Source organism: Streptomyces sp. CNT360 (assembly GCF_000424785.1).
In genome coordinates this window covers 206,310-220,806 of the sequence record NZ_KE384243.1, presented here as the reverse complement: position 1 = coordinate 220,806, position 14,497 = coordinate 206,310, and the positions used below count along the sequence as shown (strand labels likewise).

12 protein-coding genes, 1 tRNA gene and 3 pseudogenes are annotated in these 14,497 nt (G+C 69.2%); 8 read left to right on the top strand and 8 right to left on the bottom strand.

All coding sequences use genetic code 11. The features are described 5' to 3' along the window. Positions 1-100 precede the first annotated feature (100 nt). The 3 genes from H297_RS0126765 to dcd form a co-directional block, all read right to left on the bottom strand. The gene (locus tag H297_RS0126765) at positions 101-1,639 is read right to left on the bottom strand and encodes a ricin-type beta-trefoil lectin domain protein (protein ID WP_027739554.1); all 1,539 of its coding nucleotides are present in this window, start codon (positions 1,637-1,639) and stop codon (positions 101-103) included. A gap of 355 nt (positions 1,640-1,994) precedes the next feature. Further along, positions 1,995-2,492: a phosphoribosyltransferase gene (locus tag H297_RS0126760; RefSeq protein WP_027739553.1), complete on the bottom strand. Its 498-nt coding sequence runs from the start codon at positions 2,490-2,492 to the stop codon at positions 1,995-1,997. A 54-nt stretch (positions 2,493-2,546) separates the two neighbouring features. Then, positions 2,547-3,122, bottom strand: a complete 576-nt coding sequence (dcd, locus tag H297_RS0126755; protein ID WP_027739552.1) for a dCTP deaminase — start codon at positions 3,120-3,122, stop codon at positions 2,547-2,549. Positions 3,123-3,603: 481 nt separating this feature from the next. Between dcd and H297_RS0126750 the strand changes: the two genes are divergently transcribed. After that, a tRNA-Gly gene (locus tag H297_RS0126750) sits at positions 3,604-3,677 on the top strand. A gap of 93 nt (positions 3,678-3,770) precedes the next feature. Here H297_RS0126750 and H297_RS44615 read toward each other — a convergent pair. Continuing rightward, positions 3,771-3,905 (bottom strand): annotated as a pseudogene (locus tag H297_RS44615) (tyrosine-type recombinase/integrase); the annotation flags it as partial. A 139-nt stretch (positions 3,906-4,044) separates the two neighbouring features. Beyond that, positions 4,045-4,833, bottom strand: a complete 789-nt coding sequence (locus tag H297_RS0126745; protein WP_027739551.1) for a GntR family transcriptional regulator — start codon at positions 4,831-4,833, stop codon at positions 4,045-4,047. Between the two features lie 114 nt (positions 4,834-4,947). Here H297_RS0126745 and H297_RS0126740 point away from each other — a divergent pair, with 114 nt between their 5' ends. The 3 genes and pseudogenes from H297_RS0126740 to H297_RS42125 all read left to right on the top strand — a co-directional run bounded on the left by H297_RS0126740 (position 4,948) and on the right by H297_RS42125 (position 6,181). Continuing rightward, positions 4,948-5,355, top strand: coding sequence for an NUDIX domain-containing protein (locus H297_RS0126740; protein WP_027739550.1), 408 nt, complete (start codon positions 4,948-4,950; stop codon positions 5,353-5,355). A 45-nt stretch (positions 5,356-5,400) separates the two neighbouring features. Next, a pseudogene (locus H297_RS38650) lies at positions 5,401-5,864 on the top strand (ATP-binding protein). After that, positions 5,861-6,181, top strand: coding sequence for a hypothetical protein (locus H297_RS42125; RefSeq protein WP_078514633.1), 321 nt, complete (start codon positions 5,861-5,863; stop codon positions 6,179-6,181). The pseudogene H297_RS38650 and the gene H297_RS42125 overlap by 4 nt, the downstream one beginning before the upstream one ends. A 576-nt stretch (positions 6,182-6,757) precedes the next feature. Here the strand turns inward: H297_RS42125 and H297_RS0126730 are convergent. Beyond that, positions 6,758-7,312 (bottom strand): hypothetical protein, encoded by a 555-nt coding sequence (locus H297_RS0126730; RefSeq protein ID WP_027739549.1) that lies wholly within the window; start codon positions 7,310-7,312, stop codon positions 6,758-6,760. A 515-nt stretch (positions 7,313-7,827) separates the two neighbouring features. Between H297_RS0126730 and H297_RS0126725 the strand changes: the two genes are divergently transcribed. Beyond that, positions 7,828-9,186, top strand: coding sequence for a hypothetical protein (locus H297_RS0126725; RefSeq protein ID WP_027739548.1), 1,359 nt, complete (start codon positions 7,828-7,830; stop codon positions 9,184-9,186). A 278-nt stretch (positions 9,187-9,464) separates the two neighbouring features. On the opposite strand, the pseudogene H297_RS38645 reads toward H297_RS0126725, so the two are convergent. Both H297_RS38645 and H297_RS0126715 read right to left on the bottom strand, forming a co-directional pair. Beyond that, positions 9,465-10,166 (bottom strand): annotated as a pseudogene (locus tag H297_RS38645) (tyrosine-type recombinase/integrase); the annotation flags it as partial. Between the two features lie 381 nt (positions 10,167-10,547). Then, the gene (locus H297_RS0126715; protein WP_027739547.1) at positions 10,548-11,054 is read right to left on the bottom strand and encodes a hypothetical protein; all 507 of its coding nucleotides are present in this window, start codon (positions 11,052-11,054) and stop codon (positions 10,548-10,550) included. A 141-nt stretch (positions 11,055-11,195) separates the two neighbouring features. Between H297_RS0126715 and H297_RS38640 the strand changes: the two genes are divergently transcribed. The 3 genes from H297_RS38640 to H297_RS0126700 all read left to right on the top strand — a co-directional run bounded on the left by H297_RS38640 (position 11,196) and on the right by H297_RS0126700 (position 14,185). After that, the gene (locus tag H297_RS38640; RefSeq protein WP_051352207.1) at positions 11,196-12,086 is read left to right on the top strand and encodes a DUF72 domain-containing protein; all 891 of its coding nucleotides are present in this window, start codon (positions 11,196-11,198) and stop codon (positions 12,084-12,086) included. 147 nt (positions 12,087-12,233) lie between these two features. Next, positions 12,234-13,334: a hypothetical protein gene (locus H297_RS38635; protein WP_078514631.1), complete on the top strand. Its 1,101-nt coding sequence runs from the start codon at positions 12,234-12,236 to the stop codon at positions 13,332-13,334. After that, positions 13,331-14,185, top strand: coding sequence for an alpha-L-glutamate ligase (locus H297_RS0126700; protein WP_027739546.1), 855 nt, complete (start codon positions 13,331-13,333; stop codon positions 14,183-14,185). The genes H297_RS38635 and H297_RS0126700 overlap by 4 nt, the downstream gene beginning before the upstream one ends. Positions 14,186-14,497: the final 312 nt, after the last annotated feature.

The following is a 14,497-nucleotide window of genomic DNA, read 5'->3' as shown; positions in this document are numbered from 1 at the left end:
CCCACATGGGGCCGGGGCCGGACGCGTACGCGGCGGAACACCGGTCCCTCCGACGCGGTGAACCGCCGGTCCCTCCGACGCGGTGAACCGCCGGGCCGTCCTACGCGGTGAACCGCTGGGCCGCCGCACCGTCGCACCGGGTCAGCTCCGCGCGCTCCTCGGCCCCCGGCAGGGTCACGCACAGCCCGGCGTCGGAGGCCGGCCGCAGCGTCGCCCCGTCCCGCACGAACCGCTGCGCCGCGGCGCCGGAGCAGTTGCCCAGTTCCAGGCCCGCCCCGTCCTCGACGCCGCTCTCGCTCTGCACGCACCGGTCATGCGTCTGCCCCGCGTAGAGCGACTCGCCCTGCGCGTCGTACCACCACAACTGGTTGCGCTGCCCCGGTTCGCACGACCAGCCCCGTACGCCGGTGCCCACCGCGCTGTGGCCGCCGTCGGCGTCCAGGCACGTGCCGGTGTCCTCGTTGCGCAGCCGCTGGAAGACGTCGTCCCAGGCCAGTCGGTACAGCTCGGGCCGCCCGGCACCGGCCGGATCGGCGCACGAGGCCTCCCGTACGCCCTGCTGCCCGGCCTGGTACATCTTCGTGAAGCAGGTGGCGAAGGCGCCGTGGCCCCGCGCGTTCGGATGGAAGGACTGCCGCACCGAGTTGGAGTCCGGCGGGAACGGGTTGGCCAGATCCACGTACAGTCCGCGCGCCCAGGTGTTCTCCATGCACACCTCGTGGCCGTGGAAGAGCCGCGAGGCGTCCAGATAGCTCGCACCGGCGTTCCGTGCGGCCTCGCGGACACCCCTCTCGAACTTCGGCACCGCGGTGTTGCGGCCCCAGCCCGCGTCGCTGGTGTAACCGGCACACCCGCCGACGAGCTTGCCGGGGAAGTCCGGGTTGTCCTTCACATCGGGACCGATCGGACTGGGGTACCCCATGACGACGAGCTGGTAGTCGCCGTCGGCGTACCCGGCGTCCCGCATCACCGTCCGCAGGTCCTCGACGGTGCGCTCCACCTTGGGCACCAGCCCCGCCACGCGGGTGTCCCAGCCCGGGTCGTACACGGGCTCGCAGCGCCCCTGCAAGGTCAGGTAGCGGGTGACGCAGTCGGTCATCACCGGGCCGAACTGGAGGTCGTCGTTGGCGCCGACGACCAGCTCGATCTGGGTGAGCCGCGTGTTCCGCGCCTTGATGGCGAGACTGTCGCTCTGCACCAGCTCGTCGGGATACTGCTTGGTGCCGCCGGCCCGGATGTTCTCGGTGTTCGCCCCGGAACAGGCCACGTTGTACGACACGTCCACGTCGATGCCCGTACGGTGTACGGCCGCATCGGGCGACCGGTGGCACCAGTTGTCCGGCCCGTCGGTACCCGCCTCGTACGTCCCCACGCCCTCACCGGAGATCTCGCTGTCGCCCAGCGAGACGACACTGCTCCTGCGCTCGTCCAGGGGTGGCGCCTCGGCACTGCCGTAGAGCTTCTCGGCCTCCTTCGCCCGGATCTCCTCCAGTTCGGGCGGCAGTGGGGTGACCGCCGCCGTCCGCGCCGTGGCCGCCGCCCCTTCCCCGCCTGCGGGCACGGCCGCCGCCGCGCCCGCCCCTCCCAACATCATCACCAGAGCGGCCGCGAGCGCTGTCGCGGGTCTCGAACGCGCCATCAGGTGGTCTCCCTACCGCCGGCAACTGCTGCTACCCGCGGTTCCTACCCATTGGTAAGCGGGAGGGGAACCCCTCGTGCACACAACGTCACGCAGAGTCCAAACCCCGGCGTCCCGTTCGGATGGGAGGGAGTTCGGAGGGGCCCGTGGGGGGGGCGCCCCGCACGCGCGCGGGGCGGCGGCAGCAGGCTCCGCAACGAGCGGATGCCCGCGGACGGGTGCCGAAGGACGGGCGCACCGGCGGACGGGTGCCGACGGACGGATTCTGGCGGACGGGTGCCGACGATCAGGAAGCAACGGCCAGGCGGGCCAGGCACCCGCTGCGAGGTACCGACAACCGGGTACCGCCGCCTCGTCAGGCGTCCAGCACCTGTCCCTCGCGCCGCACCACGGGCGGCTCGACCGACCAGGGGAAGTTGATCCACTGGTCGGTACGCTTCCAGACGTAGTCGCACTTCACGAGCGACTGCGACTTCTCGTAGATCACCGCGCTGCGCGCCTCCGCGACGTGCTCCGCACAGAAGTCCTGCACCAGCTTGAGCGTCTTGCCGGTGTCGGCGACGTCGTCGGCGATCAGCACCTTCTTGCGGCTCAGGTCGACGATGTTCGGCACGGGCGGCAACATCACCGGCATGGCGAGCGTTTCCCCCACACCGGTGTAGAACTCCACGTTCATGACGTGCAGGTTCTTCACGTCGAGCGCGTAGCCGAGACCGCCCGCCACGAAGAGGCCGCCGCGGGCGATGGAGAGGATGATGTCCGGCTCGTACCCGTCGTCGGCGACCTTCTGCGCCAGCTCCCGGATGGCCTGCCCGAAGAGGCTGTACGTCAGGTTCTCGCGCTCGTCACTCACTGCGGGGTCTCTCTTCCAGGTCCTGCCGGGTCTTCTCGGGGGCGCGTCGGTCGTTCAGACGTGGGTCCGGTGGAAGTTGATGTACGAGCGGGAGGGCGTGGGCCCACGCTGGTTCTGATACCGCGAACCGTACTGCGGCGATCCGTACGGGTGCTCAGCCGGCGAGGCCAGCCGGAACATGCACAACTGGCCGATCTTCATCCCCGGCCACAGCTTCATGGGGAGCGTCGCCACGTTGGACAGCTCCAGGGTCACGTGCCCCGAGAAACCCGGGTCGATGAACCCCGCGGTCGAGTGCGTCAGCAGCCCCAGCCGCCCCAGTGAACTCTTCCCCTCCAGCCGCGAGGCGACGTCCTCCGGGAGCGTGATCACCTCGTACGTGGACGCGAGGACGAACTCCCCGGGGTGCAGGATGAACGGATCGTCCCCCTCGGCCTCGATCGGCCGCGTCAGATCGGGCTGCTCGACGGCCGGATCGATGTGGGGGTAGCGGTGATTCTCGAACACCCGGAAGAAGCGGTCGAGCCGTACATCGATGCTGGACGGCTGCACCATGGCCGGATCGTACGGGTCGATCCGCACCCGGCCGGCGTCGATCTCGGTCCGGATGTCCTTGTCTGAGAGAAGCACGGGCCGAGACTACGCGTACGGACCGGGGCCGGCCCAATCGGACCGGCCCCGGTGAGATCATGGACGGCGTGCGGCCGTGCGGCGCACCGCCTCTCCCGCTACCCCTTGCGCTGCCGTCCCACGGGTACCGCCTGACGCAACCGTCCACAGCGGGGACAGCGCAACAACCGTCCTGGTCCGATCCGGGAGGACCCGAGATGCTGCATCGGGAACGTCGAGGTGCTGAACACATGGCCCTCGGCACACCGGACGACAGTGGATTCCATCGCTTCCCTCTCCCCAGTCACGTGGATGCGTGGACGACAATTGCCACGTTAGGGGATGAGTCCGACAGCCCGGCCCTCGGCACTCCGCCCACCGTACGCCCCCTTCCCTCCCGCCCGGGCCCCCCTCAACACCAAGAAGACCCAGGCCATATGCGGCCCGGGTCTCCCATGCGGTACAGTATCCAGCGACGAGCCAACCCCATCCTCGGCTCCTCGCGGGCGTAGTTTAATGGTAGAACATGAGCTTCCCAAGCTCAGAGCGCGGGTTCGATTCCCGTCGCCCGCTCCATGACGAAGACCCAGGTCGGCGACCTGGGTCTTGTTTGTTGTCGGGGGCGGTTACGTGTCCCGTGCCCGTTGGTGGCGGGGCCTTCTTGTTGCTGTTTGAGCGTGCCCGACGAGCCTGTACGTAAGCGTCGATGCCATCAGCCACCTCGCGCTGCCGGTCGTCGTTCGAGTGCTGGTACCGCAGCGCAGCCTTCTCGGAGGACTGGCCGACTCGGACCATCGTGTCCTTTGGTTCGCCCCGGACGTGCTTGTTGGGATGCGGATACTCTGCCACACGTCTCGCCCACTCGTCTATACGAGTAAGCCTCTCGGTGTGTACGAGTCCGCGAGAAAACGACCCCGCAGCGTCATCACGGGCCCGACATGCCCTAGTTGGCGGGGAGTTGGTAGGCCAGGACGTAGGCGTCGGCGGCCATGACGGTGTCGCAGACCTCGACCGCGCGGCCCTCGGTGTCGTAGGCCGTGCGAATCAGGCTGATCACCGGGACGCCGGAGGAGAGGCGGAGCATCTTGACCTCGGCCGGGGAGGGCATCCGGGCGCGAACCTCTTCGTCGAAGTGGTCCAGGCGGTGGCCGAGTTCTTCCAGTCGGGCGTAGATCCCGCCGGGGCCGGGGTTGGGTTCAGCGATCTGCGTGCCGCGCGCCAGGTCGAGGGGGAGATAGGAGACGGCGAACTCGACGGGCCGTCCGTCGAGGAGATAGCGGCGCCGCCGGGCGAGGACCTTGCGGGGCGAACCGAGGCGCGCGGAGATGTCAGGGGCCGGCTTCTCTTCCCGCACCTCCAGGCTGTCCACTTCCGGCTTGCTTCCCGCGGCTTCCGCTTCGACGGTGAAGGCCGACTTCCCCTGATCGCGATGCCGCCGAGCGAACCGGTCCGAGGCAAGACGCCGGACCGGGGGCCGTGGTCGCACGAAGACGCCCTTGCCGTGCTCGGAGGAGACCAGCCCCTCACTCTGGAGGATCGAGAGGGCGTTCCGGACGGTCATCCGGGATACCCCGAAGTGCTCGACCAGCTCCGCTTCGGACGGAAGCTTGGCGCCCTCCTTGAAGCGTCCCTTGGCGATGGCCTCCCGGATCTGGTCGGCGATCTGGCGGAAGACGGCGCGATCACTGGTCGGGTCGAGCACCCCGAGAACGCCGGAGGACAGTGCAGCCATAGCGGGTACTCCTTTGGATATCTAGACGAGCTACTGAGTTCTGTTGCTACGGTGGAGAAGCCTAGCCATCTGAGGGGACCGAGGAACGTGAGCACGGTAGAGCGCCCCCACTCCGTGAGCGTCGCAGGGGTCATCGTTGACGACGCAGACCGAGCGCTGCTCATCCAGCGCCGCGACAACGGCCAGTGGGAGCCACCCGGCGGCGTCCTGGAACCCGGGGAGACCATCCCCGAAGCGCTTCAGCGCGAGGTCCTTGAAGAGACCGGCATGAAGATCGCCCTCCCGGCGACCCTCACGGGCATCTACAAGAACATGACCGGCCTGATCGTCTCCATGGTCTTCCGCTGCGAAGCGGCCGACGGCTCCCCGACCACCGGGGAGGAGACCTACGCCCTTCGCTGGGCCACCCGCGAAGAGGTCACCCAGCTCGCCGACGAGGCATACGCGGTCCGCGTCCTGGACGCGCTCGACGGGGCATCCCCGCCGGCTATCCGGGCCCACGACGGCGTGCGACTCGTCTAGCACGCGCCCACTACCCATAGCGGCCACCAGCACGAAGGAACTTGTATGCACGAGTATATGGGTACGGCGCGGATCTGGGAACTCACCTGCCCAGGACACCCCGAAGAGGTCGGCCGAGCCGCCGCTGGACCCGCGATGTGCTGCACGACAGCCCCCACGCGGACGACGCCACACTGATCGTGAGCGAACTAGGTTCCAACGCACTCGTCCACTCGGCCAGCGGCAGCCTCAACGGGAGCTTCCACGTCTCCCTGCACCGCTCGCGCGGAACCGTCGTCCTGGCGGTCACGGACACCGGCGGCGGCACGACGAAGCCTCACGTCGAGACCCCGGGCGAGGACGACACCCACGGCCGTGGCCTCAGCTTGGTGACAGCACTGGCCAACCGCGTACGTGTCAGCGGAGACGACTTCGGCCGCACGGTCACCGTCGAGATGGCCGACGAGCCTGACAAACCAGCCCTGCCAGGCGGACGCATGGCAGGGCCCACACAGAGGCCGACACCATGACCGCCCAACCGCTTCCGCCGCACCGGGTCTACTACTGCGAGTGCTACGTCAACGAACGCCGAGTCGGCACCTACGACGCCCACAGCCCCCGCGAAGCCCTGCGCTGTGTCCGCATCAGCCTCATGATGATCGCCATCACACTGGACGAAGAGCCCTACCAACAAGCCCGAGCATGGCTCGACCACGGCCAGCCAGCAGCAGCCCACGACCTCGAACAAGGCAAGCGCCACACACTCACCATCAAACAGCGCATCACAGCCGCGACTTGGACAGTCAGCCCGATTGCCTGCCCGCCAGCGCACCAAGCACCTGCGTAACGACTTTCTCTACGGCTTCAAGGCGGCCCGCTGAAGCGGGCCGCGCGCTGGCGGCCCGAGGCCCGCCGCCCGCTCATGTCTCCGCCCCGCTCCGCGCCGACCCCGGACCGCTCAGCGCGCAGCCTGGAACAGCGGTGCACCTATCCAGCGAGAGCAGCCATATCTCGCGGCCCGCACGATCCGAGCACCGAGCCAAGTACCGCCGGGCACAGAACGCCGGAAAGGCTCGTGGCGCGGCGCCAGGTCTCGTCGCGGTTCGCGGGACGGTCGCGCCATTGCTGAGTGGTCGGCTGGGGCGGCGCGGAGGCGTCTGCGGGCCAAAGCTCAAAGCCTGAAAGCGGGGCTGATGCCGGTGGGGGCTGAGCGGGACCACGTGCGGGTGAGCGGCATCTGTCCCGTCGTCGTGGCTGAACTTCTGTGGCTGAGGCATCAGGGACACTCGAACAGCCCATGACAGTTCCGCCACGAACCTTCGCCCATGGGGCGGCACGGGCCCGTCGAAAAACCAGCCCGATTCATTGACGAGCGTCACGGCCTTGCATGAAAGTAACTCCAGCCCAAAGCCGCTCTGCCAACCTAGACGTTGCCCCCTCGCCCAGACAGTCTTGCGCTGGCCTCCCGCATGAAGCAATCAAACGCGTCCTTCGCTTCGTTGATGGCCATCAACGATTCGTAGTTACGGGCCTCCGCAGCCGAGATCGCTTCATCGTCACCCCTGCCCAAGGCGTACATATAGGGCCCTACCGCCCGCACAGCGCGCTTGGCAGCCTCCAGTACCAGGCGTGAAAGAGCATTCTCACCATCCAGAAGCGAGATGCGCCGGTGATGTCGCTCCAGGTCATGGAAAAGGGAATCGGAGCGATAGAGCATGTCCTCGTACTCATCGCGGCTGCTGACCGCCCAAAGCGAAGCCGCTACCAGCCAGATATGCGGCTCCAATTTTTCCCAGACGGAGCAAAAATTCGCGTACGCCTGGTAACGCTCCGACAGAAGAGAGGCATCTGCGATCGTAAGTTGCTGGATATCCCTTGCTTGCACCACAGGCCCCTGCACGGTCGAGTGGTCAAGCGTGTTTGCGGCGTCAACTTCGCCGTAGTGTCTGGACGTACGCTCGTCTGCCGGAGGCTCCATGCCCCACATGGTACGGAGCGGTGCACAGAACAACGTCGGGAGCTCTGCCCTCAGTGCGCACCCACGCAGTGTCTATAGGCCGGGGCACACCGGGGCATACAGCTCACCTGCTGACAGCCACTTACAGCGATGGTGCCGAGGCGGCCCGCCTACAAGCGAAGGCGTGGGAATGCACGGCCCGTGCCACAACGTGCCAGAACAGCCTGGGAAACCACGGGGGAACAGCGGCAAAAGAGGCAGCAACAACCGAGCACCGTCGAGGGGTATTACCGCAGGCCAGCACCCCTTTCACCCTAAACGATCTATGATTCCCGAGCTCAGAGCGCGGGTTCGATTCCCGTCGCCCGCTCCATGACAGACCCCCAGGTCGTAGACCCGGGGGTTGTTTGCTGCCAGAGCGTTCGGGCTGGCCGAATCTCGGTCCGCGCCCCCTTTGCCCACTTGCTTGCGCTCCGCCAATCGCGCCTACCTTCCCTCCGGGTCATGTCACGTGACGTCGCTCGAAGGGGGAACCGGTGAACGAGGACGCGCCAAAGCCCACCGCTGAAGTCCTGCACGAACTGAGCACCACTTCCTATGTACAGATCCGCTCGTCCCACGAACTCGCCGATCAGGTCTCCAAGGCGGCGTCTGCTGAGGACGACAAGCGAGAAGACGACGGACGTGGACCCCTACGCCGACGCACCGACTACAAGCCCGTTCGGGGAGCCCCGCGATCACTGGCCCTCACCCCTTGGCAGGTCATCCACGCCATCGGACTCGGAGCCGCATCTGCCCGGCAGGGAGCGGGACGAGGACTCGCCGAACACTGGGGCAGCCTGCGCTACAGCCAGGCCCTGGAAGCGAACCGAGGCGGCTACCTACAACTGTCCGCCGAAGGACGAGACTTGTTGCGCTTCTACAAGGCCACCCAGTCAGGGGAGATCGGCACCGGTTTTGCGTCGTTGTTGGCCGAGCACGTGATGAGGACCCGATACCCAGATCACTCGGTTTCGGTCATCCCGGCGGACGTCGCGCTGAAGGCCGGCTGGACACTCCGCAGCACCGGCAAGGGCTCCCGCCCCGAGCCGCTGCAACGGCGACCCCACTTCTTTGTCGAGGCATGGCAACCGGGGCAGCCGTCCAAGATCCTCCTTGTCTCCTCGAAGGGCACTCACAGCGCCGTTCATCAGGTGTACAAGCAACTCGCCACTGCCAGCGCCCACGTGGAATCGGTCCACATTGGACCGTACGGCACGGTTCCGTACCTGCTCATCGGCACGGAGATCCCGGCCAAGGAGAATCTCGCCGTACACATGCTGGAAGCATCAGGGAATACCGTCCTCAGCCCACCCGACGGGGAATCCGGAGCCGATCTGGACCTCGCCCTGAAGGACGCGAACGAGATGGCCGAAGTCGTGCGGCCAGGAGAACGGAACGGTGTTGAGACCGTCCCCGGCTTCCAGGTGCTGCCCAAGTCGTTCGCATGGTTCAGCGTCGTACTGGCCCGGACGGAAGCAGCGACACTCACGGCCTTCACCGGGGGAGGCAAACCCACCGCGCAGTACCTGACCAAGGAGCAGGGGCACCGCCATTTCCAGCACGATGTCCGAGCCAACACACGAAGGCTGCGAGACGCAGAACACTCCATGCACGGAATCGACTTTGTAGGCACCGATCACATCTTCCGTCTCAACGGCACCCGCGTCGAAACGTTCTCCGGGCTCAAGAAGAGCCTCTACATGCACCTCCGACACGGGCGGGTCAACGAGTACCGCCGCGAGGTCCACGCACTGCGCGGACAGTGGCCGGACCACAGCGCATCGGAGGAGTGGGACTCGGTGTCCATCCGGGCCGACGGTTCCGTGATGGCTATCCGTTTCGGGAACGAGTGACGCGGTATCCCGCCATCATGCAGCGGGGGTGCGGCCGAGGAATGAAGACAGACGCCGTGCCCGATCCATGCCCGACAGGTCGGTAAGCCGCGGTCAACAGCGGGTGCCAAGGAGAGCCCCCAAGGACTCTCCGGCTCCCGTTGCCGCAGGTCAAAGCGACGATGCCAGAAAAACGCCCCGCGATTCCCAAGCTCAGAGCGCGGGTTCGATACCCGTCGCCCGCTCAGAGACAAACCCCCAGGTCATGGACCCGGGGGTTCTTTGTTGTCTGGACCAGCTCAGGCACCTTGCACCAGATGCGCACCAGAAGGCGGTTCGCTGTCGTCGGTGTCGCCGGTGGTGGCCTTCTGCCGCTCGGCGCGCATCAGCTTGTCGAGCCCGGCGGCGACCTCCGTCTGACGGTCGTCGTCGGAGTGCTGATAGATCAGCGCGGCCCGCTCGGACGACTGGCCGGCTCGGACCATCGTGTCCTTGAGCGTGGCACCGGAACGGGTGGACAGGGTGTGCCCGGTGTGACGAAGGTCGTAGAACCGGAAGTCATCCGGGAGGCCCGCCTTCTGCCGAGCCCGCCGCCATTTACGCCCGAAGGTGGGACGGCGGAAGGCGCCACCTTTCTCGCCGACGAAGAGCAGCCCGTCCGGCTCCTTCTCCGCGAACCACGCAAGGTGCCGCTCGACATCCTTCTTCATGAAACCCGGGAAGACGAGGAACCGCTTCCCTGCCTCGGACTTGGTCTCACCGGGCGCACGGCGACCGGTGCACAGCTCGGGCTCGGCGGTCCGAATCCAGACGCCCACGCGGTTGAGGTCCACGTCCGGGCGACGAAGCGCGGCCTGTTCCTCCGGCCGGGCCGGACCGTACGCAGCGATGTAGACCATGAGGCGCCAGCGCGGCCCCATGGCATCCCCGACGGCATCCACCTGGGTGACGGTGGCGACGCGACGTTCGGCCGCCTTCTCCTTGCCCGCTCCTTTGATGCGGCCGGAGAGGTGGCGCCGCATCGATTGTGCTGCCGCACGGGGCGGTTGGTGATGGCACGAGAAGGGGGCGGCTCGTAGGAGGGTGCATGGACGAGAGCGCCCGTGCCGCCGGGAGTCTCAGGTGCTGGCCGCCCGCCCGCTCTTGCCCCCCCAGCGCCCCCCGGCGCCCTCAGCGCCCGCCGACCGGCACGATCCTGCGGCAAGGAGGTGGACGGGCCCGGCGTCCGCCCGCCCCCTGGGTGGGATGGCTCGGGCGGTGCGGGCGCTCGGGTGCGTGGCCGTCCGAGTCTTGGGGCTCCAGCGGGTGTGGGGGCACCCCGTGGGCGCGCCGTGATCCGGTGCCGGGCAGGGGGTGTTGGCGGCCCCCGTTCTCCACCGGTTCTACCGGTAGGTCCAGCGCCAGGCGTTGGAGCTGTGGGCGCAGGTGATCTTGCGGCCGGTGGCGGTGGACGTGGTGGCTCCGTGGTCGCTGTTGCGGCAGTACTGGCCTGCCGCGTAGCAGTTGCCCGAGTTCGAGACGATCGTGCAGGTGGTGGCGTCGTTCTTCTCGGTGCTGCCGCCGGCGCCGGTGTCGGCGGGGTGGGCGGGGGCGGTCCTGGTGACGGTGACCGTGGGGCGGGGTGCGGCCTTGGCGCGGGTCGTCCTGGTGACGGTCGGGGCGGGGGCCGGCTTGGCGGTGGTGGTGGTCGTCGCGGTGGCGGTGACGGTCGTTGTCGGCTTGGCGGTGTGTCCGGCGGGTTCCGCCTCGTTCCCGGCGGTGCCGATACCGACGCCCACGAGGAAGAGGGCCGCGGCGCCGACCCAGACGAGAGCCCGCTTGCGGAGTGGGCGCGGGCTCGGGGGCGGGGGCGGGATCGGCGGTATGGGCGCGGTGTACGGATTGGTCATCTCGTCCCCCCGGAGTGTTTTGGGTGGAGTGACCGTAGTTCCCGACAGGGAGAAAATGTGAGAGCCCGGTGCGGGAAGTGATGATTTCGTGACCGTTTTCCGGCGGGGAGGACCGGAGGATTCCGGGTAACCCGGGGGGCCATGGGCGAGATCCTGGTGGGGGCGTGTTCGTGGACGGACCGGGAGTTGGTGGCCGGCGGTTGGTACCCCCGGGGCCGGAGGGACGCCGAGGGGCGGTTGCGGTACTACTGCGGGCGGTTTCCGGTCGTGGAGGTCGATGCCACGTACTACGCCCTGCCTGCCGAGCGGAACAGCCGACTGTGGGCGGAGCGGACGCCGGAGGGCTTCGTGTTCGACGTGAAGGCGTTCTCGTTGCTCACCGGACACCCCACGCGGCGTGCCGTGATGCCGGACGGATTGCCGGCTGACGCCCGGGATCCAGGGGTGCTGGACGAGGTGTGGGAGCGGTTCGCCGCCGGGATCGCACCGTTGCGGGAGGCCGGGCGGTTGGGGAGCGTGCTGTTCCAGTTCCCGCCGTGGTTCCGGCCCGGGGACCGCGCCGAGTCGGTGCTGGCGGCGCTCGCGCAGCGCACCGAGGGCTGGCCCCTCTCCGTCGAGTTCCGGCACCCGGGGTGGTGGCGGGAGGGCCGGGCCGAGAGCACGGCGGAGCTGCTTGCGCGGTACGGGATGAGCGCTGTCGCCGTCGACATGGACCGGACGCTGCCGTCCGCGATTCCGCCCGTCACGTGGGTGACCGCGCCTCGTCTGTCCGTCGTACGGTTCCACGGCCGCAGTGCCGCCTGGGGGACGGGCAGCAAGGAGGAGCGGTTCCGGTACGCCTACGGCGAGGCCGAACTGCGGTCGTGGCTGCCCCGGCTGCGGCTGCTCGCCGGGCAGGCCGACCAGGTCCACGTGCTGTTCAACAACTGCTGCGGCGACGCGGCCGTACGGGCGGCCGAGACCATGACCCGCCTGGTGGAAGAGGAAGGCGGCGTGCGGCAGCGACTCGGTCAGGACCGGAGCGGGCGCTGAAGTGGCGGCCGGGCAGCGGCCGTTGAGGGCACGGCTCGGCGCCGTCCGGGTGCGGCACGGGCACCGGAAACCTCGGGGGCGCGGTCGGGGATGCCGTCCGGGCGGATAGCGTTCTCCCTGGCCGGTTCCGTGTCGTAGGGGAAACTGATGAGGCTCTGCTTTCTGGTGGAGGAGGAGTACCGCCACGACGGCATGCCCGTGGAGGTGATCCGCCGGCTGGGGGCCTGGGGGCACCGTGTCGACGTCGTGCGGCCCGGCAGTTCGCTGGTGCGGGTCTCGGAGGAGATCCAGGCCGGCAGCCACGACGCCTGGGTGCTCAAGACCGTGTCCGGCGGGCCGGGCCTGGCCCTGCTGGAGGCGGCGAGCGCGGTGGGGCTGACCACGGTCAACGACGCCCGCTCGATCCGCGGGGTGCGCGACAAGGCGGTGGCGGCGGCGATCGGCCGCAGCCGCGGGTTGCCGGTTCCCGTCACGTACGCGGCAGCACACCCGGAAGTCCTCGCTCGGATCCCCGCGGCGGAGTTCCCTCTCGTCGTCAAGCCGGCCGACGGGAGTGCGGGCAGAGGCGTACGGCTGGTGCCGTCGCCCGAGCAGCTGACCGGCGAGCGGGTACGGGGCGAACCGGCCGGGGAGGGCGTGCTGCTGGCGCAGCCGTACGTGCCCAACGCGGGCGTCGACCTGAAGGTCTACAGCGTCGGAGGCGAGCTGTTCGCCACCCAGCGGAGTTCGCCGCTGCACCCCGAACGGCCGGTGCCCGAGCGGCGCGTACCGCTGTCGGCGGAGGTGGCCGCCATCGCCACCGCGACGGGGGAGGTGTACGGGCTCGACCTGTACGGCGTCGACTTCGTGCTCGGCCCGGACGGTCCCGTCGTCGTCGACGTCAACGACTTCCCGAGCTTCCGCCAGGTACCGGACGCCGTGGCGCGCGTCGGCCAGGCGATCCTCGACCTGGCCAGGGCGGGCAGCAACCACCTTCCCGCCGAGGAGGTCGGTGGCCTCGCCGAGGAGGTCGGTGGTCTTGTCGAGGAAGTCGGCGGCCCGAGCAGGGGAGTTGGCGGCTTCGCGCAGGAAGTCGGCGGCGGGTCCGGGTCGGCGGAGAAGGCCTCCGTGCCGGTGGAAGGCGCGCCCGTGCCGGTGGAAGGCGCACCCGTGTCGGTGGGTGGCGGTGCCGGGGACTGGATCGACGCCGGGGCCGGTACCTCCGCGGTTCCGCCCGCGGTCACCACCGCTGCCGGGGGAGCGGGATGAGGGTCGGTCTGATAACGCCCCGACCGGACCACCCTCTACTGGCCGCCGCAGCCGCACTGTTGTCTCCGCGGCACACCGTGACCGTGCTCGACCCGCAGGCGGGGGACGCCGCCGCGCCGTGCGAGGCGCAGGCGTACGGACAGCTCGCGGACGTCTACCTGCTCAAGGCGCGTACCCCGCAGGCACTGGCGCTGGCCCGGGCGGTGGAGGAGCGCGGCGCGACGGTCCTCAACTCCTCGGCGGCCACCGCGTTCTGCCAGGACAGGACTGGCATGGCCGAGCGGGCACGACAGGCCGGGCTGCCGTTCGCACGGACCCGCACGGTGGCCGCGCTGCGGCAGCTCGCCGAGGAGCCGCAGGTCACGTTCCCGGTCGTCGTCAAGAGTCGGCACAGTCGGCGCGGGGACCTGGTGGCGCGGGTCGACGACGCCGCCGGGCTGCGGGCGCTGTGCGGTCACTGGGCGGAGGAGCCGGTGGTGGTGCAGCCGTTCACCGCGAACGACGGCTGGGACCACAAGGTGTGGGTGATCGCCGGTCGCCTCTTCGCGGCCCGGCGCCGTTCGGAGCTGGCCGAACCGGCCACCACCGACCGCGACACCCACCCGACCGGCCACACTCTTCCGCAGAGCTGGGCGGAGAAGGTCCTGGCGGTCGGCCGCCTCTTCTGCCTCGACGTGTACGGCGTCGACATCGTTGCCGGGCACGACGGCTGCCCGGTGATGGTGGACGTCAACGCCTTTCCCGGACTGCGCGGCCAGCCCGGCGCCCCGGCGGCGCTCGCCGAACTGGTGCTCCGCGCCGGTGCCCACCGGCCGCCGGTTCGAGGGAAGACGGGCCTCGAACCGGCCTGAACCCGCGCGTACATCCGGCAGACGAGCCGCCACGCACCCCCGACGACCGGCACCTGCGCCCCCGCACTCGGCGCCCTGGGCCCGCCACTCGGTGCCCGACGTGCCCCCGGAGGTGGTCAGGGATGGGGAGGGGTGCTCAGGAGACCGGCCCGGGCGGCAGCGAGCTTCCTCGGCACTCGCCGCCGGGTACGCCGCCGCCACCCGGGTACGGCCGGTGCGCTGGTGCTTGCAGCGGTCGCCGCCCCTCCCCTGCTGCCGGGTCCGCGCCCCCGCCGAGGGACTCACACCACGGGACGGCACCGCCGTCAAGCC